This is a genomic window from Empedobacter sp. UBA5924 (genome assembly GCF_002431085.1).
Classification (GTDB): domain Bacteria; phylum Bacteroidota; class Bacteroidia; order Flavobacteriales; family Weeksellaceae; genus Empedobacter; species Empedobacter falsenii_B.
Map to the genome: position 1 here is coordinate 44,686 of NZ_DJDM01000023.1, position 22,772 is coordinate 67,457.

Sequence of the window (22,772 nt, forward strand, 5' to 3'; positions counted from 1 at the left end):
ATTTTTGATTTACGATTTTAGATCATTTAGTCTTAAGGTTACTGCATTTTTGTGCGCAAATAACTCTTCGGCTTCAGCCATTAATTCGATTGCTGGACCAATGTTTTGAATTCCTTCTGCTGATAATTTCTGAAACGTGATTTTCTTGATAAAACTATCAAACGAAACTCCTGAATAATTTTTTGCATAACCATTAGTTGGCAAAGTGTGATTGGTTCCTGAAGCATAATCACCAGCCGATTCACACGAATAATTTCCTAAGAAAACTGAACCTACATTAATAATTTTATCGATATAATTTTCAGCCATTTCGCAAGCGAAAATTAAATGTTCAGGTGCATAAATATTTGAAAAAGTTACACATTCTTCGATAGAATTTAAAACAATTCCTTTTGAATTTTCTAACGCTTTAGTCGCTAATTCTTTTCTTGGCAGAACTTCTAATTGAGCATTGATTTCTTCAATCGTTTCATTTAATATTTGTTCGTTTGTTGTTAATAAAATCACTTGTGAATCGATTCCGTGTTCGGCTTGTGATAATAAATCGGCAGCCACATATTTAGGAACCGAAGTTTCATCTGCAATCACTAAAACTTCGCTTGGACCAGCAGGCATGTCGATGGCTACACCAAAGTTTTGAGCAACTTGTTTTGCTGCAGTTACATATTGGTTTCCTGGACCGAAAATTTTATCCACTTTTTGAATCGTTTCTGTTCCAAAAGTTAACGTTCCAATCGCTTGAATTCCGCCAACTTTGTAGATTTTTTCAATTCCGATTAAGTTCGCAGTATATAAAATTGCAGGGTGAATTTTTCCTTCTTTATTTGGAGGTGTACATAAAATAATATTTTGGCAACCAGCTAATTTAGCAGGAATTCCTAACATTAAAGTTGTAGAAAATAACGGAGCTGTTCCACCTGGAATATAAATTCCAACATTTTCGATACCGCGAGATTCTCTCCAACAATTTACTCCTTTTGTGGTTTCAATAACTTTTACTTCTTCACGTTGTTCAGTGTGAAACTTCTCAATATTAGAAGCTGCTAATTGAATTGCTCCTTTTAATTCTTCAGAAATTAAAGTTTTTGCTTCTTCAATTTCTTGAGTAGAAACTTCTAAAGAAGTTAGCTTAACTTGATCAAATTTTTCTGTAAAATCAATTAAAGCTTGATCTTTCTCGGTTTGAATTTTTCCAAAAATATCTAAAACTATTTCTTGTAAATCTTGTGCTTCTTTCGTTGGTCGAGCTGTTAACGTAGACCAATCTGAAAGTTGAGGTTTGATATATGTTTGCATTTTGTTACGAATTACGATTTTAGAATTACGAATTACGATTCAATCGTAAATTGTAAATCGTCAATCAAAAATTATAAAATCATTTTTTCAATTTCTAGTACTAAAATTCCTTCCGCACCCAAAGCTTTCAATTGCTCGATGATGTCCCAAAAAGTATCTTCTTTAATTACAGTGTGGATTGATGACCAACCTTTTTCGGCAAGTGGTAAAACTGTTGGAGATTTCATTCCGGGTAACAAAGCAATGATTTCTTCTAACTTTTCGTTGGGCGCGTTTAATAAAATATATTTGTTCTCAGAAGATTGTTTTACCGCTTCAATTCTAAATAAAAGACGATCTACAATTGCTTGTTTTTCATTGTCGAGATTTTTGTTAGAAATTAAAACTGCTTGTGATTCAACCACTGTTTCCACTTGTTTCAAACCATTTGTTAATAATGTTGAACCTGTAGAAACGATGTCAAAAATAGCATTTGCCAAACCGATACTTGGAGCAATTTCTACGCTTCCACCAATTTCTTCAATCTTAACGTTGATACCTTTTTCTTGGAAAAATTTTTGTAAAATACGTGGATAAGAAGTGGCAATTTTTTTGTCTTGAAAATAACTTAAATCTGTATAAGCTTCATCTTTCGGAATAGCTAAACAAAGTTTACAACCTGCGAATCCTAATTGACGAATTTGAGTGACATTTTTATCTTTTTCCCAAACTTCATTTTCTCCTAAAATACCGATGTCAGCAACGCCTTGTTCTACATATTGTGAAATATCGTCGTCTCGTAAGAATAAAACTTCGATAGGGAAATTTGGAGATTCGGTTCTTAATTTTCGATTACTTGTAGAAATTTTAATTCCGCAATCTTTCAATAATTCGAGTGATTTTTCACTTAATCGACCACTTTTCTGAATGGCTATTTTTAATTTACTCATTTTTAATGTTTTATATTTTTTAAGTTTGAGTAAATCGATGATTAAATCTTGAAGTAACAAAAAATCCCGTTCGATTTACTCAAACGGGATTTAGATATTGTGATAAAATCATTACATACCACTATCTGCTCGCTTGAGTGCAAGTATGATGGTGATGATGATGTAATTTATTTTTGTACATTTTTACTTTTTTGTCGGAACAAATGTAGAAAGGAAATTTTAATTGACAATAGATTTTTTGAAAATTAGTAAATAAACTTGTTATTAATTATGAAAACCTTATTTTTTTCTATTTTTATCCAAAAGAACTCAAATATTTATTGAGTTTTATTGATTTGATTAATTCTCAATATTTTATAGAAAGTTCGGTTACATCCAAAACTTTCTTTTATTTTTGCAGTAATATATGTTAGAAAAACAAGAAGCACAATACGAAAAAGTAGTTTTAGTTGGATTGATTACACGTGAACAATCCGAAGAAAAACTGACGGAATATATGGACGAATTGGAGTTCTTAGCTTATACAGCTGGAGCGACAGTTGGAGAACGTTTTACACAAAGAATGGACAAACCTGATTCTAAATTCTTTGTAGGAAGCGGGAAATTAGATGAAATCACGGCTTTTGTCGAAGAATATGATATTGATACAGTTATTTTTGATGATGAATTAACGCCTTCTCAGTTGAAAAATATTGAGAAAGTTGTCAACAAAAAAATCATCGACCGTACACAATTGATTTTAGATATTTTTGCTCAACGAGCGCAAACTTCATATGCACGTACGCAGGTAGAATTGGCTCAATACCAATATTTATTACCACGATTAACACGAATGTGGACACACTTAGAGCGTCAACGTGGAGGAATTGGTATGCGTGGTCCTGGTGAAACGGAAATTGAAACGGATAGACGTATTATTCGTGATCGAATTACGTTATTGAAAGAGAAATTGAAAGGAATCGATAAGCAAATGGCGACTCAACGTAAAAATCGAGGAGCATTGGTACGCGTTGCGTTGGTTGGGTACACAAATGTTGGGAAATCAACGTTGATGAATGTCTTATCGAAGTCCGAAGTTTTTGCCGAAAATAAATTATTTGCAACATTAGATACAACGGTTCGAAAAGTGGTAATTGGTAATTTACCTTTCTTATTAACGGATACGGTTGGGTTTATTCGCAAGTTGCCAACACAATTGGTAGAATCGTTTAAATCTACATTAGATGAGGTTCGTGAAGCGGATTTGTTGGTCCATGTTGTGGATATTTCGCATGCGAGTTTTGAGGATCATGTGAATTCTGTGAATCAAATTTTAGCTGAAATAGAGTCGAAAGAAAAACCAACGATTATGGTTTTCAATAAAATTGATAATTTTTCTTATATCAAACAAGATGAAGATGATTTGTCTGAAAAGAAATTTGAAAATTATTCGTTAGAAGATTGGAAACGTACGTGGATGGCGAAAACAGATTATCCGACATTGTTTATTTCGGCAACGGAAAAAGATAATTTAGAAGATTTGCGAAAAACGGTTTATGAAGAAGTGAAAGAAATTCACATGAAACGTTTTCCTTATAATAATTTCCTTTTTCAATATTACGATGAGGAAGAAAATGATTCGGAAGAGTAATAGTTTTAATTTTTAGATTTTTTAAGATTAAAAATTAGAATTAATATAACCATAAATAATAATCCAATTTGAATATAAAGACCCATTGAATTTTCAGGAAAATTATTATACAACTTTATAAGACCATTGATTATTATAATCAGGAAGAAGAAGAATATTAGAGGCTTGTGTTTGAAATTCATAAATGTAAGTTTGCATTAAAGTTATTAAATTTATATTTAATATTTTAAAATAAATAAGAGTTCAGTTTTTGGACTCTTTTTTTGTTAACTTCAAAATCTAATTGATAAAATATGATAGAGCAATTAAAATCAACTTTACAAGATTTAGCGGACGATGATAAAGCGAAGATTATGATGCGTTTTTTCAAAACTGGAAAAGGAGAATATGGTGAAGGAGATATTCTTCTTGGGATTTCTGTTCCGAATCAACGTTTGATTGCGAAAGAATTTTATCAACAAGTTTCATTAAATGACATCAAAAATTTATTGAATTCCAATATTCACGAATATAGATTAACAGCTTTATTGATATTGGTCTTGAAGTACGAAAAATCAAAAGATGAACTTGTAAGAAAAGATATCATCGATTTTTATCTTGCTCAAACTTCTCAAATCAACAATTGGGATTTGGTTGACACAAGTTGTTATAAAATTTTGGGACATTATTGTTTTCATCAAAAACGAGAAGAATTGCTTTTTGAATTGGCAGATTCAGATGATTTGTGGGAAAAACGAATCGCAACTGTATCAACTATGTATTTTATCAAACAAAAATCATTTTCAATTGTTCCTGAAATTGTGTTGAAAAATCTTAATCATTCACACGATTTAATGCATAAAGCAAATGGTTGGATGTTGCGTGAAATGGGAAAAATGAATGAAGAAAAGTTGATTGAGTTTTTGGACGAATATACGTTGCAAATGCCAAGAACAACGTTGAGATATGCGCTCGAAAAAATTGATCCAATTCTCAAAGATTATTATATGAAATTGAAATAGTTTGCATAAAAAAGTCGCTCAACGAGCGACTTTTGATTTTATATCAAGAATAAATTCTTACAAAATAACATGACCTAATTTCGTCAACTTTTGATGATCTAAAACTTTTATTTTTCTTCCTTCAACTTCGATTAATTCATCAGTTTTGAATTCAGAAATCAAACGAATTGCAGATTCTGTCGCTGTTCCAATCAAATTTGCCATTTCTTCGCGTGTCAACGAAATGTTGATAAATCCGTCTTTGTCTGTTCCTAATTTTCCTTCTAATAAAATTAAAACTTCAGCCAAACGTTCGCGAACTGTTTTTTGTGCTAAATAAGTGATTGTTCTTGCATATTCTCCCAAATCTTTAGCAATTCTTTGTAAAATATTGAAAGCTAATTTTGGATTAACTTCTAATAATTTTAAGAAGAATTTTTCTGGAATATAATATATTTCAACTGGCGTCATTGCGGTTGCAGAGGCACCAAATACTTCTTGACTTAAGATTGAGCGATAACCGATAATGTCACCTTCGTTGATAAAACGTAGAATTTGCTCTTTTCCATTAAAACCAATTTTGAACAACTTAGCAGTTCCTTTCATGACGCAATATATACCTTTTGGTGTATTACCTTCCTGGATAATCTCGTCTCCTTTTTTTAGGTTGATGATTTTCTTCTCTTGCTCAAACTCCAATAATTCTTCCTTACTAAAAACCCCGAAAGACTCTGGGTTATCAAACATCGCTTTAATCGATACTACATTCTCATTAAACTCTGACATATCTTGTTGTTATGACTTAATTCATACAAAGTTAACGTTAATTCTGATAAAAGGAAAGTAATTTTGTAAAATAGTATGGAAGAGAATTGTTTTCACTGTGGTCAAAGAATTGAAGAAGAGGTTATTCAGTTCGATGAAAAGGATTTTTGTTGTCAGGGTTGTAAAACGGTTTACGAGATTTTAAACGTAAATAATCTAAAAGATTATTACGACCTTAATCGTAATGCAGGTTTACGTCCTGATGGAAAAAGTAATCATCAATTTGATTTCTTAAACACAAAAGAAATCTTTGATAAAGTTGTAGATTTTTCAGATGACGGCGTTACAGTTGTCTCCTTTTACGTGCCTGTAATGCATTGTACTTCGTGTGTTTGGTTGTTAGAAAGTTTGGATACGATTAATCCAAATATTATATCTTCTAATGTCAATTTTACGCAAAAAACTGTTCAGATTACGTATCGTGATGCGGATTTGAAATTAGGTGATTTGGCAAGATTTATTACAAATTTAGGCTATAAACCTTCGATTAATCTAAAAACATTAGACAAAAAGAAAAAAAGCAAAGTCGATCGTTCTTTGGTGAGCAAATTGGTTATTGCAGGATTCTGTTTTGGGAATATTATGCTTTTATCATTTCCAGAATATGTCGAAGTTTTTGGAGACGTAAAAGAACAATGGTTAGATCAAAACAAAGGATATTTTCGTTGGACGATGTTTGCATTGTCGTTGCCTGTTTTCTTTTATTCATCTACCGATTATTTTGTTTCGGCTTGGCAAGGTCTGAAAAATAAATATATCAATATCGATGTGCCAATTGCGTTAGGAATTATCGTGATTATGTTTAAATCGACTTATGATATCATTTTCGATATTTCGCCAGGTTACTTTGATACATTAGCGATGCTTTTATTTTTGATGTTGACAGGGAAATGGTTTCAGCAACAAACAATGCAAGCGTTGGCATTTGATCGAGATTACAAATCGTTTTATCCAATTGCAGTTGCGAAATTAGAAAATGGTTATGAACAACCAATTTTGTTGGCTGATTTGAAAAAAGGTGATCGAATTTTAATTAGAAATGAAGAAATTATTCCAGCCGATGCCATTTTGATGAAAGGTGAAGCGATGATTGATAACTCGTTTGTAACGGGAGAATCTCGCTTGATTCATAAAAAAGCTGGAGATAAAATATTTGCTGGTGGAAAACAATCTGGTAATGCAATTGAGCTGGAAATTATTTCGGATGTTAATCAAAGTTATTTAACCCAATTATGGAACAATGATGCTTTCCAGAAAGAAGAATCTGAGTTGAATGCTTTGACGAATAAAATCAGTCATTATTTCACATTAATCATCCTTATTATTACAGCAATTTCTGCTGTTTATTGGTATTTTCACGATTCTTCAAAAATATTAGAAGTTGTTACATCAATCTTAATTATCGCTTGTCCTTGTGCGTTAGGTTTATCGTCTCCGTTTATTTTGGGACACATGATGCGTATTTTCGGGAATAAGAAATTTTATGTAAAAAATACATCAACAGTCGAAAGAATGGAGAAAATTACAGACGTAGTTTTTGATAAAACGGGTACAATTACGGAAAGTGATGAAGCGCAAGTGCAATACGAGGGGAAAGAACTTTCTGAGTATCAAAAGCAATTGGTGAAAGCATTGATTAGAAACTCTAATCACCCTTTAAGCCGTACATTATATAAGAAGTTGACGGTTGATGATCATTTGCCAATTTCTAATTACGAAGAAATTGTAGGAAAAGGTCAGCAAGCTGATGTAGATGGACATCAAGTAAAAGTTGGTTCGAGAAGTTTCACGAATGCAATTTTTAATGAAAATAGATTAAATCAATCTCAAGTTTTTATAGCGATTGATGGAGAAGTTTTTGGTAAATTTGTGTATACCAATCGATATCGAAAAGGTTTAGATCGTTTATTGAAAGAATTGGATACATATCAGTTACACGTTTTGTCTGGGGATAATGATTCTGAAAAAGAATATTTAGAAACTATTTTTCCAGCCAATGCAAAATTGATTTTTAATCAATCGCCAACTGATAAGTTAGAATATATCAAACAATTGGAACAAGAAGGGAAGAAGGTGATGATGCTTGGAGATGGATTGAATGACGCTGGAGCTTTGAAACAAAGTACAGTAGGGATTTCTATTTCTGAGGATATTAACAGTTTTTCGCCTTCGTGTGATGGAATTTTGGATGGAAAAAGTTTTTCGGCAATTCCAAATTTCTTGAACTTATCGAAGACCACGATGAAATTTGTAAAAATTGCTTTTTTCATCAGTTTCTTGTATAATATTGTTGGACTTAGTTTTGCTGTTTCTGGTTATTTACAGCCAGTTGTAGCGGCTATATTGATGCCAATAAGTTCTATTTCAGTGTTAATTTTTGCAACGACAAGTACCCGAATTGCAGATAAATTAACAAAATGGAATTTAGATTGATTTTAAATTAGAGTTATACATACTGCTCTGACCAAAATCATTGTGATAAGAACTTAGGGCTTTGTAATTTTGTGGAGCTATGGGGATATTATTATTAATGATATTAGTTAGTGTCTCTTTGGGGGCAATTTTCCTTCTTTTATTCTTTTTAGGGTATAAGAAAGGACAATTTGATGAGGATGAATCTCCAGCGGTGAGAATGTTAAAAGATGATAAAAAAACACAAGATAAAATCGACTCATAATGCAAATGCAGACTTTTAGTTACGACAATAAGATCGTAAAGTATTTCCTTTATGCCACATTGTTTTGGGCAGTTATGGCATTTTTCTTTGGAGTATTGGTTGCAACTTTGTTGTTTTTTCCTACGTTACCAGAATACATCTTCGGATCGGATGATGGAACAATTGGAGGAAACATTCAAGGATTAATCAATTCACAAGGGACACTTGGTTTTGGTAGATTAAGAATGATTCACACAACATTTGCGGTGTTCGCGTTTGTTGGAAACTCGTTCTTTACCGGAGCTTATTATTCAATGCAAAGGTTGTTGAAAACCAGAATGTACAGCGATGTTTTAAGCTGGATCGTTTTCTGGGGATGGCAATTATTTATTGTATTATCATTTGTAACATTTATCTTAGGATACAACACTTCTAAAGAGTATGCTGAGCACGAATGGCCAATTGATATTTTAATCGCTTTAGTTTGGGTATTGTTTGGAGCACAAATGTTCTTAACGATTGCTAAACGTCGTGTTCGTCATTTGTATGTAGCAATTTGGTTCTTTATCGGAACTTGGGCTGCAATTACAATGTTACACGTGTTTAACAATTTAGAAATCCCTGTAACATTTAGCTTAACGGCTCCGAAATCATATTCATTGTATTCTGGAGTTCAAGATGCGTTAGTACAATGGTGGTACGGACACAATGCGGTAGCATTCTTCTTAACGACACCTATCTTAGGATTAATGTATTACTTTGTACCAAAAGCAGCTAATAGACCTGTATTCTCATACAAATTATCTATTATCCACTTCTGGTCATTAATCTTCATTTATATTTGGGCTGGTCCTCACCACTTGCTTTATACAGCATTACCAGGTTGGGCACAAGCTTTAGGAACAGGTTTCTCTATCATGTTAATCGCTCCATCTTGGGGAGGTATGTTGAATGGTTTATTAACATTACGTGGTGCATGGGATAAAGTAAGAGAAAATCCTATTTTGAAATTCTTCGTAGTTGCCTTAACTTGTTATGGTATGGCTACTTTTGAAGGTCCAATGTTAGCAACAAAAACATTAAATAAAATTGGTCACTTTACAGATTGGGTTCCTGCTCACGTACACGTAGGTACTTTAGGATGGAATGGATTTATCGCTTTTGGTATGATCTATTACTTAGTACCAAAATTATTCAACACAAAATTAGCATCTGTTAAGATGGCTAACGCTCACTTCTGGATTGGTACTTTCGGTATCTTATTCTGGGTAATTCCTATGTATGTTGCAGGATGGACACAAGGTTTAATGTGGAAACAATTCGCAGCAGACGGAACATTAGAATATGGTAACTTCTTACAAACAGTTACTATTCTTAAAAAATGGTTATATCCATTACGTGCATTCGGTGGAACATTATATTTATTAGGATCAATCTTAATGATTATCAATGTTTGGAAAACAGTAAAAGCTGGACACTTTGTAGCAAACGAAGAAGCAGAAGCTCCTGCATTAGCTCCAAAAACAGCAGCACGTACACAAGGAGAAGGCGTACACTCTTGGATTGAAAGAACACCAATCGTGTTAACAATCGGAGCTGTATTAACTTTAGCAGTTGGTGGTTTAGTAGAGATTGTTCCTACAATTGTAGTTAAATCTAACGTACCTACAATTGCAAGTATCAAACCTTATACTCCATTAGAATTAGAAGGACGTGATTTATATATTCGTGAAGGATGTAATGCTTGTCACACGCAAATGGTTCGTCCATTCCGTGACGAAGTAAAACGTTATGGTGAATACTCTAAAGCAGGAGAATTTGTTTACGATCACCCATTTTTATGGGGTTCTAAAAGAACTGGTCCAGACTTACACCGCGAAGGAGGTAAAAACCCAGACGCTTGGCATTACAAACATATGTGGAATCCACGTTCTACATCAGATGGTTCTATCATGCCACGTTACCCATGGTTAATTGAAAACAAATTAGACCGTGAGTTAACGCGTGATAAAATGAAATCAATGGTTGCATTAGGTGTCCCTTATCAACAAGAAGATTTTGACAGTATGCAAGTTTCTATGAACAAACAAGCTTTAGCAATCGAGCAAACTATCTTTAAAGATGCGTCTGATTTGAAAGAGTTATATGCGAAAAAAGAAGCAGAAGCTAAACAACAAGGTAAAGAGTTTGTTCCGTTAAGAGATCGTGAGATTACAGCGTTAATCGCATATTTACAACGTTTAGGAACAGATATCAAAGCTGAACAAGTAGAGACAGCAAGTAACTAATGTTAAAATATTATAAAGAATTCCTTTCTCAGTATGAGTATGCATCTTTATTGCAGACATTAATCCTAATAGGATTTATAGCAGTCTTTGTGACAATTTTTGTTAAGGTTATGAAAAAACCAAAAGAGTATTACAAAGACAGCGAGTCAGCAGCTTTAGATTTAGAACCAGAAGAGAACGAAAAAAATAATACAAAATGAGACAACGTACCCCGGCTTATATATTTATTCCATTAACGCTATTAGCAGTAATCTTAGCGTTTACAATGGTGACGCCAGTAGATGTGGTGCCAGAACCAGGTTTTCAAGGAATGATGCACAATTTATTGGAGCACTTGAAACATGTGTTTGCACAAGGAATTTTCTGGGCAGTATTAGCAGTTGCAATCGTGATGCTTTTAATCATCAATGCTTTAAACAAAGTTGTTGAAGCAGAGAAATTCAAAAGATTATCTGAAGATGAACAAGCTAAATATTTAGAAGAAGCTAAAATAGGTTACTTCAAAAGATTGTTCAGTAGTGCTGGTAAAAAACAATCAGACGAAGAAGAAGAATCTATTATCTTAGATCACGGTTTTGACGGAATCAAAGAGTTAGACAACGCTTTACCACAATGGTGGTTATCATTATTCTACTTTGGTATAGTATTTATGGTAGTTTACGTAATGGCATATAGCTTCACAGACTTTGCTCACATGGACAAAGAATACGAAGAAGAAATGGTTTACAAAGATGCGCAAGATAGTATTTGGGCAGTTGCAAATGATATTGATATCACAGGAGCTGTAAACAAATCTAACGATCCTGCAATCGTAGAACAAGGTAAAAAAATCTTTGAGCAAAACTGTACACAATGTCACATGGAAGGTGGTAAAGGAGGTATTGGACCAAACTTAACGGATGATTACTGGGTGAATCATGTAGAAGATAGTTTGTTCAAAAATATCTATCACATTGTTTATAATGGATCTCCTCACAATCCTCAAATGCGTGCATTTGGTCAACGTAAAGAGTTATCTGGATTAGCAATTGAGAAAGTAGCTTCTTATGTTTATTACATCAACCAAAAAGAACCTACGAAAACAGTTGCAGAAGGTGCAGCTGCTCCTCAAGGTGACTTAATGGAAGCATGGAAACAAAAGTAATTCATTAATAATTACAACAAATATCATATTGAAAGAGAGCTTATTTATAAGCTCTCTTTTCTTTTTTAGTCGTAAATTTGTATATATTTAAAATTCACTAAAATGAGTGTTCAAAATTCTGACCCAAAAGATGAATTTAATTTAGACGATTATTTGGATGATAACAGCCAAATGAACGAAGATGTTCGTAGTTCCATTGGAACCATGGAGCGAACCGGAGAACGTAAATGGGTTTATCCTAAAAAACCAAAAGGTAAGTTTACAAACTATAGGACGTATGTAAGTTATGTATTGTTAGCAATATTAATCTTAACGCCTTTCTTTAAATTACCTAATGGAAATCCATTGTTCAAATTTGATGTTTTGCACAGCCAATTCATCTTATTCGGATTTCCGTTCTTTACATCCGATTTCTTCCTTCTAGCTTTAGGAATGATTACGACAATTATTTTCATCGTTTTATTTACCATGGCTTATGGTCGTTTATTTTGTGGATGGGTATGTCCGCAAACAATTTTTTTGGAAATGGTTTTCCGAAAAATAGAATACGCCATAGAAGGAGATAGAGCAAAACAAATTAGATTAGATAAGCAAGATTGGGACGAAGAAAAAATTCGTAAAAAATTATTGAAATGGACCATCTTCGCAATCATTTCATTTATCATCGCCAATGTATTCTTAGCTTACATTATTGGAGCTGATGCGTTGTATGATGTGATAAAAGAAGGACCAGCAGAAAATATTGGTACATTGGTTGGATTAGTTTTCTTCTCAGCAATGTTTTATTTCGTATTCGCATGGTTCCGCGAACAAGCTTGTACATTGGTTTGCCCTTACGGACGTTTCCAAGGTGTATTAATTGATTCGCATACAATAAATGTAACATACGATTTTAAACGTGGTGAAGGAACAGCTGGTCGAGCAAAATTCAAAAAGAACGAAGATCGTAAAGCAGAAGGAAAAGGAGATTGTATTGACTGTGGTCAATGTGTTGTTGTTTGTCCTACTGGAATTGATATTCGTAACGGAATCCAATTAGAATGTGTTAACTGTACAGCTTGTATTGATGCATGTGACGAAGTAATGGAAAAAGTCGGTTTACCAACAGGATTGATTCGTTATGCTTCGGAAGATGATATCAAACGTGGCGAAAAATTCAAATTCACAAAACGATTAGCTGCTTATACATTTGCTTTATTATTATTAATTGGAGCAATGACAGCTTTCTTGTTCTCTCGTTCTGATGTAGAATCTAAATACCTTAAAGTTCCTGGAACAGATTACAAAGTAGAAGGTAAATATTACGTTAATCAATTCGAGTATACATTGTACAATAAAACAAATGCAGACCAAATTGTAACAGTTCAATTGCTATCACACAAAAACTCAAAAGTAGAAATGTACGAAGGCGAAAATAAATTGAACATGGAAAAAGGTCAAATCATCCAAGGGAAATTCTTCTTGAAAATTCCAATGGATGAAGTAAAATCGTACAAAGAAAAAGTAGTGATTGGATTAGTCAATCAAAAAGGAAAAGTAATCGATAAATACGAAACGAGCTTCTCAGCTCCATTCAAATATTAATCATATGAAGTTAAATTGGGGACATTATGTAGCAATTGCTTTGGGATGTTTTATGATATTCATTCTATCGTTGTTATATTTTGCAGGAGATACAGGCGGAATGGTAACTGAGGATTATTACGAAAAAGAAATTCATTTTCAGGATGAAATAAATGCTGAAAAACGTGCAAATGCTTTGGCCGAAAAACCAGAAGTTATTGTACAAGCAAATGGATTTTTATTTCAATTTCCAGCAACTACTGCTGCCGATTTTAAAGGAGATATTTTTTTGATGCGTAATGATGACGAAACAAAAGATGTCAAAATGCCGATTAAATTATCTGATAAAAAGAATTTTTTAGTACCATCTGTTAAGTTAATTGATGGAGAATACGAATTAACTTTAAGCTGGAAAGAAAATAATCAAACTTATTTGATTAAAAAGTCCATTCGATGGATTTCACAATAGTTATCATAGCATTATCCATAGGTCTTACATCGTCCCTGCATTGCGTGGGGATGTGCGGACCTATTGCTTTTTCTTTGGGATTAGAATCTCAAAACAAACTAAAATTTACACTTCGTAATTTGACTTATCAATTAGGACGTGTAACCACTTATACAATTTTAGGTGCAATTTTAGGATTGATTGGTGAATCATTTTCATTTGTTGGATTACAAAATTATCTAAGTATTTTGATTGGAGTTTTGATGATTATTATGGTCATGATTCCAAAATTCTATGAAAATGGTGCTACGCAACTTCGCCCTGTAAACGCCTTGATGATAAAAGTAAAACTCTCTCTTGGTAAATTCTTAATCAAGAAAGATTCTTCCTCTCTTTATATAGTTGGTCTATTAAACGGACTTTTACCTTGCGGAATGGTTTATGCTTCACTTACAGCTGCCATTGGTTTAGGATCAGTTTACAAAAGTGCGATGTTTATGTTCTTCTTCGGATTTGGAACTTTGCCTTTGATGTTTGCAACCGTTTTATTTGGTAATTTTTTATCAGTGAAACAGCGTCAAACGATCTTAAAAATCTTACCAATTATCACACTTATTTTGGGTGTATTATTTATCCTTCGCGGATTAGAATTAAACATTCCTTTCATTTCACCAGCCAAAGAAGCACTTCAGCTAAATGGAATGGATGAGCATTGTATGTAAATTTATTTGTAATTAATTGAATTTTTGAATTTGAAAAATTCAAAAATTATTATTTTATCCTTATTAATTTCAATAATAATATTATTTATAGTTCAACATTTTGGAAAAGTATTTGAACAAAGTCCATTAGAATCTGACGGATTATATCCTTGTGAAAAAAATTATGAGGGTTATTTTGAACCATTACCTTATTCATTTGATAAAAATTATGATGACAAATTAAGATGTTCTAGTCTTAAAACGAGAGTAACGTTTAATAATCCTATTAGTGATAAAGAGTATTCAACTGATTATTTTAAAACTGTATTTACATTTCCTCCGTTTAGTACGACGGTTATATTTCAAACCAACAACAATATGAAAAACTAAAAATTGATTTCTCAAAATATTTAATTCAAATCAATTGAAGCCTTGTCAAGATTTAAATCTTGACAAGGCTTTCATTAAAATCAATACTTTCATCCTTACAAAATAAATCGTATTTTTGACGTTATCACTATATGTAGTGTAACTAAATAAACGTCAAAATGATAACACAATTAAGAGGTAAATTAATCGAGATTTATCCAACAAATGCTGTAATAGATTGCAATGGGGTCGGATATTGGGTCAATATTTCATTGAATACATATTCTACTTTAGAACACGAAGAATTGGTTACAATTTTTACACATTTGATTGTTCGCGAAGATGCACATATACTTTATGGATTTGCAACAAAACTAGAACGAGAAATTTTTCAGAAATTAATTAGTGTTAACGGTGTTGGTCCAGCTTCTGGAATGATGATTATTTCGACACTTTCTTCCAAAGAAATTGCAACTGCAATCGCTCAAGAAGATGCTAGATTATTGCAAAGTGTAAAAGGAATTGGTGCTAAAACAGCGCAAAGAATCATCATTGATTTGAAAGATAAATTGGATCAAAATTTAATATTAGATGTTAATTCTACTTCGGTTAAAAATAAATCTAAGAATGAAGCGTTATCTGCTTTAGAAGTTTTAGGAATTCCTAAAAAATCTGCAGAGAAAATCATGGACAAAATCCTACAAGATCAGCCAGATGCAGACGTGGAATTCTTAGTAAAAGAAACCTTGAAGAAAATTTAATGAAGATTCATAACGAACCAAAAACTATTCGTAAAGGCTCTACTATAGCAGCTTTGTGTTTCCTTTTTGCAATGGGAACTATGAGCGATGTTATGGCTCAGGAAAGTGATACGCTTAAGTTTCCTATCCGAGATCAAAAAGGTGGATTGTTTTTAGATAATCAAATAAAATACGATGTACAATATGATGCGATAAAGCGTCAGTATATTTTATATCCTCAAATTGGAACAAGTTTAGTTTCCGAACCTATCTATTTGACACGTCAAGAATACCTGACTTTGGTTCAGAATCAAGACATGAAAAATTATTTCCGAGTAAAATCTCAAACCAACGATCAATTTTATCGTGAAGAACGTTTTGGAGATAAGGAAGGAAAAAAAGAAGGAAGTATTTTACCAAGTTTTAAGGTGAAATCTAAAGCTTTCGAAACTATTTTTGGTGGATCAGAAATTTCATTGATTCCGCAAGGTTATGCAAATTTAGAATTGGGTGTTTTCTTGCAAAAGATAGATAATCCAATGTTGTTGCCACAAAACCGTCAAACGCTTACAATGGATCTTAATCAACGTATGCAATTGAGTATTTTGGGTAAAGTCGGAGAAAATCTTCAGATGAAAGTGAATTATGACACGCAAGCTGGTTTTGGCTTCGAAAATCAAATGAAACTTCAGTGGAGAAAGGCTTTGGGGAATAAATTGGATCCATTTGGAGGAGAAGATGATATCCTACAAAATATAGAGGTTGGTAATATTTCGATGCCGCTTAGTACTTCGTTGATTACAGGTGCACAGTCACTTTTTGGAGTTAGAACAGATCTTAAATTCGGTCGTACAAATGTATCGGCTGTCTTTTCAGAACAACGTTCGGAATCTAAAAATATTGTGGTTCAAGGTGGTGGTGTGATGACTGATTTTAAAGTCGCTGCCGAAAAATATGAATACAATAGACACTTTTTCTTAGGTCAATTTTTTAGAAATAGTTACGATAGAGCGTTAGCAAATTATCCTGCAGTTAACAGTAATATCAATATCAGTAATATTGAGGTTTGGAAAGTTGATAAATCTGGAGGGAATCAACAGAATAGACGTTCTATTATCGCTTTGCGAGATATTGCAGAAGGTGGTACAGCGCCTCAAAATAGTAGTAATGCCTTATTTAATGAGATTAATTCTCAAGGTTTTACCAAGATTAGTGATGCAAGAAGTTATTTGAACGGATATTCTTTCAATGGTGAACAATTTCAGGATGGAGAAAACTTTATCGTCAACGAAAATGTTCGAAAACTTGATGCTTCCGAATTCACTTTCTATCCAAAATTAGGATACATTTCCTTGAATACGCCTTTGGTTGATGGTGAAGATTTGTTAGCGGTTTCGTTTCAGTATTCGTTAAGTTCTGATCCGACAAAATTATACAAAGTTGGACAAATGTCGAGTGAGACAGATAAACCAATTATCGCGAAATTAATCAAACCAAATTCTGCAGTTAATGTGGCTTCGCCAATGTGGGATTTGATGATGAAAAATATTTATTCGCTAAATGCTTATGGTGTTTCGAGTGAAGATTTCTTGATGAATATTAATTTCAAAGATAATGGTGAACAATCTTCTGGAAAATTAAATTACTTACCAAATTCTGCTGTTTCAGAACAATCGTTAATTCAAGTTCTGAACATGGATAGATTAAATTCGAACGGACAATTACAACAAAATCCTGATGGAAGTAAAGGTGATGGTTTATTTGATTTTCAACCAGGGTTAACAATTGATACAGAAAGAGGAAATATTATTTTCACTTCTGTTGAACCTTTTGGTAAATATTTGAGCAATAAATTACAAGGTCAAAATGAAGAATACGTTTTCAATCAAATTTATCATCAATTACCAAATACACTTTCTGGCGAAAAATTAGCCAATCGTTATACCTTAGAAGGTCGTTACAAAGGAACGGTGACAGATGGTATTCCGTTGGGCGCTTTCAATGTGCCGCAAGGTTCTGTTAAAGTAACTTCTGGTGGAGCAACGTTGACGGAAGGCGTAGATTATACGGTAGATTATCAGTTGGGGCGTGTAAAAATCATCAATGAACAATTGAAAAATTCTGGAGCACCAATTAATGTTTCTTTAGAAAATCAATCTACATTTAATTTACAGAAAAAACGTTTCATGGGAATTAATGTCGAGCATAAATTTAGTGATAAGTTTATGTTAGGCGGAACTTTAATTAATTACCAAGAACGTCCAGTTACGCAAAAAACACAATTTGGTTCAGAACCTGTGAACAACACAATTGTTGGACTAAATACACAATATAACTCAGAAGCTGAGTGGTTAACTCGTTTAACAAATAAAATTCCGGGAATCAAAACGGACCAAATGTCGAACATTAGTGTTCAGGCAGAGGCGGCTTATTTGATGCCAGGAATGAACAAAGTGACAGGAGGTTATTCTTATATAGACGATTTCGAAGATGCACAATCGCGCATTAGTTTATTAGATGTTGGTTCATGGAAATTTGGATCAACACCAGGAAAACCTGCTGGATATTCTGCTTCTGGTTACCACCCGTTCTTCCCAAATGGAATGAAAAATGACGATTTATCATTCAACAATGGTCGTCGTATGTTATCGTGGTACACGATTGATCCTCGTTTTTATGGGATGGGTGGAAGCTCGCCTTTAACGGATCAACAAATGTCAACGCATATGGCGCGTCGTATTAAGCTAAAAGAACTTTTTGATCAACGTGATGTAATGGCTGGTACGAATTCGTATATCAGCACATTAGATATGACATTCTATCCACAAGAACGTGGACCTTATAATGTTAATCCAAATGCAGTAGACACGAAAAATTGGGGAGCAATTATGCGTCCTATTTCAGTTTCTAACTTCAAAGATTCGAATGTGGAATACATCGAGTTCTGGATGATGGATCCTTATGCAGATGGAAAAGGTGGAGAAGGAGAGTTATTGGTACATTTAGGAAATGTTTCGGAAGATGTCTTGAAAGACGGCGAAATGATGTACGAAAATGGATTGCCTCATTCTGGAAATGGAGCGGCGACTGTTGCTTCTAAATGGGGTGTAACACCTCAGTTAAATCCAATTTTATATGCTTTTGATACAGATGGAGCTGCCCGAAAACAACAAGATTTGGGTTATAATGGATTAACAGATGAGGAAGAAGCCCAACGTTATGGAATAACGAGTAATAATTTAGTTACAGGAGAATTAGATCCTGCGAATGATAATTATTTATTCTTTTTAGATGATCGTTTCAGAGGAGCATCAATTGGGAATACAGTTCAAGATCGTTACCGTTATTTCAGAAATCCGCAAGGAAACAATTCAACCGATAATCCTTTACATGCATCATCTTTAACTCCAGATACAGAAGATATTAATGGTGATTTCAATTTAGATCAAACAGAAAACTATAATCAGTATACGTTAAAAATTAACCGTCAAACGTTAGAAGATCCAAACAATAAATTTATTGTTACTCGAAAAACAGTTCAAGGGGAATTTCCTGACAAAACGAAACATGATGTTAAATGGTATCAAGTTCGTATTCCTGTTGATAACTTTGATTTAGATCTTGACGGAGATGGAGTAGAAGAGTTAAACAATGATGCGTCTATTGCACAAGCAGAAAGTGTGTTAACAGCTGCTCGTTTTATGCGTATGGTGATGCGAGGTTTCGAGGAAGAAACAACTCTACGTTTTGGTACTTTTGATTTAGTTCGTTCTGAATGGCGTCGTTATACAAAAAACATTTATCCTTATATCATTAGTAATCAAGAAGGTTATGAGGAGGATAAAAATATTGATGATTTAGAAATTGGTGAGGTAAGTATCGAACGAAATGGTACAGATCGTCCTCGTTATATGATTCCTCCTGGAGTTTATCGTGAACAAACTCAAGGAACAACGGGATATCAATCTCAGAACGAAGCTTCGATGACATTGAAGGCGAAGTTTAAACCAGGAAGTACTTCAAAAGCTATTTTTAAGAATACAAATTTAGATTTGCGTCGATACAAAAAGTTGCAAATGTTTGTATCTGCTCAAAACTTATTAGATAGAGCGTCAAATGCGATTGATAATGGTACAAAATTATTTATTCGTGTAGGTAGTGATTATACAGATAATTACTATGAATATGAAATGCCGTTGAAATATACGCCACAAAGTTCTGCAACAGAAAGCACAGTTTGGCCAGATGAAAACTTTATCGATCTGAATACAGATTTGTTTACAGATGCTAAAAAACAAAGGGATGCTGATGGTTTCAGTACATTGCAACGTTTCAATTTTGCTTTTGATCAAGAGAATCCAAACAAAACGGTTTATGTAAAAGGTCGTCCAACATTGGGTAATGTCTCTTCAATTATGATTGGGGTTCGTAACACTTCTGGACCGTCTGATAAAGAAGTTTTACTTTGGGTAAATGAACTTCGTTTAAGCGAAATTGATAACCAAGGTGGTTATGCAGCTTCAGCAAATGTGCAGTTCAATTTAGGTGATTTTGCGAATGTACAAGTTTCTGGAAGCACAAGTTCTGTAGGTTTTGGTGCGATAGATCAAGGTCCTGCAAATCGTAATCAGGACGAATCATTACAATATGCGTTGAATGCACAAGTAAAATTAGACAAATTCTTACCAAAGAAATGGGGAATGGAAATTCCATTCGATTTTACAATTCAGGAAAGTTTTGTCGATCCAAAATATAATCCATTAGACAACGATATTATTTTTGATGAAGCGCCTAATAAAGCCGAATTAGAAAAAGTTGTTCGTACTTATACGCAGTTCAAAAGTTTTGCCTTTAACAATATTCGAAAAGTTAGATCTACAAATAACAACAACCCTGTTCGTTTTTATGATCCTTCTAACTTCTCAGTTTCGATGATGTATTCGGATAATTATTACCGTGATATTTACACGCAATATAACATCAACCAACAATTAAGAGCGTCGATTAATTATAATTTCGGATTTAGAGGAAAATCTTACGAACCTTTCAAAAAATGGCGTGCGGTTCAACCAAAAGAGGAATCAGGAAAATATTTACAATTTATTCGTGAATTTAATGTGAATCCTTTGCCAACACGTTTCTCTTTCCGTACAGAGATTGCGCGAACGTATAGTGAAAGACAATATCGCGATATCAGTCAATATTTAGGAGGAGGAAGTTCTTCGAGCTTAATTCGTCCGACATATAGTAACAATTTCTTGTTCAATTGGCAATATAATTTAGGTTTTGATTTGACAAAATCGTTGCGTTTAGATTTAACATCTTCGACAATGACGTTGAATGATGGAACAACTTTCCAGCGTGCAGATCAAGATATGATTTGGCAAAATATGTTCACAATTGGACGTCCAGTTCAATACGATCAACAATTTCAGGTGAATTATAAATTACCTTTAAAATTCTTCCCATATCTCAATTGGATGAATGTTGAAGCAGGATTTACATCGAATTATAACTGGGTTGCAACTTCTACTGCTTACAGAAATTTTGAAGTAGACGGAAGACCTGTTAATTTAGGAAATGGTACAGCTCAAAACTCGAATTCGATCAATTTGATGGGAGATTTGGATTTTGCTAAATTCTATCCAGAGTTTAAAGGTTACAAACGCTATGATTCGATTTTGAAAGGCCGTCGTGCAGAAATAGATTCGTTGAATACAGTTTACACAACTTTATTCTCTAAGAAACGTCGTACAAATAAGAAATCAGCATACAAATTCAAACATAAATTTACAGCAAAAGATTATGGTTGGATGATTTTATCATCACTAAAACGTGCTAATTTTACATTTAATCAAACAAATGGAGCTGTAATTCCAGGATTATTATACGAGCCAGGTTTCTTTGGTGTTGATGGTAAAAATGGTCCAAGTTTAGGCTTCGTTTATGGAACACAATTCGATATTAAACGACAATTAGTTGAAAGAGGATTGATTGTTGGCGATGAATTGATGACGGATGCGTATCAAATTACAAAAGGTTCTGATTTTAATGGAACTGCTTTGATTGAGCCAATTCCAGATTTACGAATTGATTTGAGTGCAAAACGTACAAAAGATCGTCGTATTTATCATTCAGGATTCAATTTAGCAGTCGAAAATCCTTACATTGATGAATTAGCAAATCTTAATATTTCGACCGTAAATATCAAAACAGCTTTCAAAGATGGAGATGCAATTTTTGAGCAATTTCTAACAAATACTAAAACAATTTCCGGACGTTTAGCACAGAAAAGAGGTAGCGGAAATGTAGATGGACTTGGTTATTACGAAGGATTTAATGCAAGAAGTTCTGATGTACTTTTACCAGCCTTTTTAGCGGCGGTACAAGGGAAAGATGCAGGTTCGTCTAAGTTAGGATACAATCGTTCTATTCCGGTTCCGAACTGGCGTGTAACATACACAGGATTGAAATCTATTCCAATTATCAACAAATATTTTGATAACGTAGAGGTTTCGAGTTCATATAATTCGACGTACACAACAACTGGTATTCAGTCCAACCCGAACTTCATGTTAGACACTGGAATTATGGGGGGCGGACAAGTGACTGGTAAAGATGAAAACGGAAACTTCTATACCCAGAATTTATATGGAGCCGTTACGATGATCGAATCATTCTCGCCATTATTAGGAGTGGATTTAACATTCCGTAACAGTATGCAATTACGTGCGCAATATAACAGAGATCGTTTATTATCATTAAGTACAACAAATTATACGTATACAGAAGATTATGGATCGGAATATATTGTTGGATTTGGATATATTTTCAAAGATTTCAAAATGAAAATTCGTTACCAAGGAAATCAGAAAACAATCAAAGGTGACTTAAATATTCGTGGAGATTTCTCATTAAGAGATAATCAAACAACAATTCGAAAAGTAATTTATAACTTTGATGACGTACAAAATCCAAACGTACCAACAAGTATTTATGGAGATTCGCAAATTACAGGTGGACAGCGAATTATGACGTTTAAGATAACGGCAGATTATAACGTAAGTAAGAATTTGAACTTGAGATTCTATTGGGATCAGATGATGAGTAAATATAAAATTTCAACAGCTTTTCCAATTTCTCAAATTCGTGCCGGATTTAGTGCTACCTTTACATTCGGAAATTAAAAAAACAATAAAACAA

General features: G+C 33.4%; 15 protein-coding genes. 12 read left to right on the forward strand and 3 right to left on the reverse strand.

The genetic code is table 11. From position 1 onward, the window contains the following. Positions 1–9: 9 nt before the first annotated feature. Both hisD and hisG read right to left on the reverse strand, forming a co-directional pair. A complete protein-coding gene (gene hisD / locus B3792_RS06155; RefSeq protein ID WP_219033861.1) occupies positions 10–1,296 on the reverse strand; it encodes a histidinol dehydrogenase in 1,287 nt (428 codons plus the stop codon). Between the two features lie 71 nt (positions 1,297–1,367). After that, the gene (gene hisG, locus B3792_RS06160; protein ID WP_125349882.1) at positions 1,368–2,225 is read right to left on the reverse strand and encodes an ATP phosphoribosyltransferase; all 858 of its coding nucleotides are present in this window, start codon (positions 2,223–2,225) and stop codon (positions 1,368–1,370) included. A gap of 406 nt (positions 2,226–2,631) precedes the next feature. Between hisG and hflX the strand changes: the two genes are divergently transcribed. Together hflX and B3792_RS06170 are read left to right on the forward strand one after the other, a co-directional pair. After that, positions 2,632–3,855: a GTPase HflX gene (gene hflX / locus B3792_RS06165; protein WP_221854272.1), complete on the forward strand. Its 1,224-nt coding sequence runs from the start codon at positions 2,632–2,634 to the stop codon at positions 3,853–3,855. Between the two features lie 293 nt (positions 3,856–4,148). Beyond that, entirely contained in the window at positions 4,149–4,856 is a 708-nt protein-coding gene (locus B3792_RS06170) for a DNA alkylation repair protein (RefSeq protein ID WP_291049709.1), read from the forward strand. Positions 4,857–4,913: 57 nt separating this feature from the next. Here B3792_RS06170 and B3792_RS06175 read toward each other — a convergent pair whose 3' ends face one another. Beyond that, positions 4,914–5,621, reverse strand: coding sequence for a Crp/Fnr family transcriptional regulator (locus B3792_RS06175; RefSeq protein ID WP_221854269.1), 708 nt, complete (start codon positions 5,619–5,621; stop codon positions 4,914–4,916). A 75-nt stretch (positions 5,622–5,696) separates the two neighbouring features. On the opposite strand from B3792_RS06175, the gene B3792_RS06180 reads away from it, so the two are divergent. From B3792_RS06180 to sprA, 10 genes are all read left to right on the forward strand, one after another. Continuing rightward, positions 5,697–8,093 carry a heavy metal translocating P-type ATPase gene (locus B3792_RS06180; RefSeq protein ID WP_291049705.1) on the forward strand — a complete coding sequence of 799 codons (2,397 nt, stop codon included), beginning with the start codon at positions 5,697–5,699 and terminating at the stop codon, positions 8,091–8,093. 79 nt (positions 8,094–8,172) lie between these two features. Next, complete coding sequence (ccoS, locus tag B3792_RS06185; RefSeq protein ID WP_019974626.1) at positions 8,173–8,337, forward strand: cbb3-type cytochrome oxidase assembly protein CcoS; 165 nt, start codon at positions 8,173–8,175, stop codon at positions 8,335–8,337. Beyond that, on the forward strand, positions 8,337–10,604 hold the full coding sequence (gene ccoO, locus B3792_RS06190; RefSeq protein WP_291069148.1) for a cytochrome-c oxidase, cbb3-type subunit II: 2,268 nt from the start codon (positions 8,337–8,339) through the stop codon (positions 10,602–10,604). Before ccoS ends, ccoO begins: the two co-directional genes overlap by 1 nt. A 196-nt stretch (positions 10,605–10,800) precedes the next feature. Beyond that, the gene (locus B3792_RS06195) at positions 10,801–11,748 is read left to right on the forward strand and encodes a cbb3-type cytochrome c oxidase N-terminal domain-containing protein (protein ID WP_280051210.1); all 948 of its coding nucleotides are present in this window, start codon (positions 10,801–10,803) and stop codon (positions 11,746–11,748) included. Between the two features lie 102 nt (positions 11,749–11,850). After that, complete coding sequence (ccoG, locus tag B3792_RS06200) at positions 11,851–13,332, forward strand: cytochrome c oxidase accessory protein CcoG (protein WP_280062398.1); 1,482 nt, start codon at positions 11,851–11,853, stop codon at positions 13,330–13,332. A gap of 4 nt (positions 13,333–13,336) precedes the next feature. Then, entirely contained in the window at positions 13,337–13,780 is a 444-nt protein-coding gene (locus B3792_RS06205) for a FixH family protein (RefSeq protein WP_038335014.1), read from the forward strand. Next, positions 13,765–14,481 carry a sulfite exporter TauE/SafE family protein gene (locus tag B3792_RS06210; RefSeq protein ID WP_291069151.1) on the forward strand — a complete coding sequence of 239 codons (717 nt, stop codon included), beginning with the start codon at positions 13,765–13,767 and terminating at the stop codon, positions 14,479–14,481. Before B3792_RS06205 ends, B3792_RS06210 begins: the two co-directional genes overlap by 16 nt. A 30-nt stretch (positions 14,482–14,511) precedes the next feature. Then, positions 14,512–14,850, forward strand: a complete 339-nt coding sequence (locus tag B3792_RS06215) for a hypothetical protein (protein WP_291069153.1) — start codon at positions 14,512–14,514, stop codon at positions 14,848–14,850. A gap of 158 nt (positions 14,851–15,008) precedes the next feature. Further along, the gene (gene ruvA / locus B3792_RS06220; protein ID WP_219033851.1) at positions 15,009–15,590 is read left to right on the forward strand and encodes a Holliday junction branch migration protein RuvA; all 582 of its coding nucleotides are present in this window, start codon (positions 15,009–15,011) and stop codon (positions 15,588–15,590) included. Beyond that, entirely contained in the window at positions 15,590–22,756 is a 7,167-nt protein-coding gene (sprA, locus tag B3792_RS06225) for a cell surface protein SprA (RefSeq protein ID WP_291069155.1), read from the forward strand. The genes ruvA and sprA overlap by 1 nt, the downstream gene beginning before the upstream one ends. The last annotated feature ends 16 nt before the right edge of the window (positions 22,757–22,772 follow it).

Coding starts and splice junctions, on each gene's coding strand:
- hisD (WP_219033861.1), bottom strand. CDS start 1,296: ATGCAAACATATATCAAACCTCAACTTTCAGATTGGTCTACGTTAACA.
- hisG (WP_125349882.1), bottom strand. CDS start 2,225: ATGAGTAAATTAAAAATAGCCATTCAGAAAAGTGGTCGATTAAGTGAA.
- hflX (WP_221854272.1), top strand. CDS start 2,632: ATGTTAGAAAAACAAGAAGCACAATACGAAAAAGTAGTTTTAGTTGGA.
- B3792_RS06170 (WP_291049709.1), top strand. CDS start 4,149: ATGATAGAGCAATTAAAATCAACTTTACAAGATTTAGCGGACGATGAT.
- B3792_RS06175 (WP_221854269.1), bottom strand. CDS start 5,621: ATGTCAGAGTTTAATGAGAATGTAGTATCGATTAAAGCGATGTTTGAT.
- B3792_RS06180 (WP_291049705.1), top strand. CDS start 5,697: ATGGAAGAGAATTGTTTTCACTGTGGTCAAAGAATTGAAGAAGAGGTT.
- ccoS (WP_019974626.1), top strand. CDS start 8,173: ATGGGGATATTATTATTAATGATATTAGTTAGTGTCTCTTTGGGGGCA.
- ccoO (WP_291069148.1), top strand. CDS start 8,337: ATGCAAATGCAGACTTTTAGTTACGACAATAAGATCGTAAAGTATTTC.
- B3792_RS06195 (WP_280051210.1), top strand. CDS start 10,801: ATGAGACAACGTACCCCGGCTTATATATTTATTCCATTAACGCTATTA.
- ccoG (WP_280062398.1), top strand. CDS start 11,851: ATGAGTGTTCAAAATTCTGACCCAAAAGATGAATTTAATTTAGACGAT.
- B3792_RS06205 (WP_038335014.1), top strand. CDS start 13,337: ATGAAGTTAAATTGGGGACATTATGTAGCAATTGCTTTGGGATGTTTT.
- B3792_RS06210 (WP_291069151.1), top strand. CDS start 13,765: ATGGATTTCACAATAGTTATCATAGCATTATCCATAGGTCTTACATCG.
- ruvA (WP_219033851.1), top strand. CDS start 15,009: ATGATAACACAATTAAGAGGTAAATTAATCGAGATTTATCCAACAAAT.
- sprA (WP_291069155.1), top strand. CDS start 15,590: ATGAAGATTCATAACGAACCAAAAACTATTCGTAAAGGCTCTACTATA.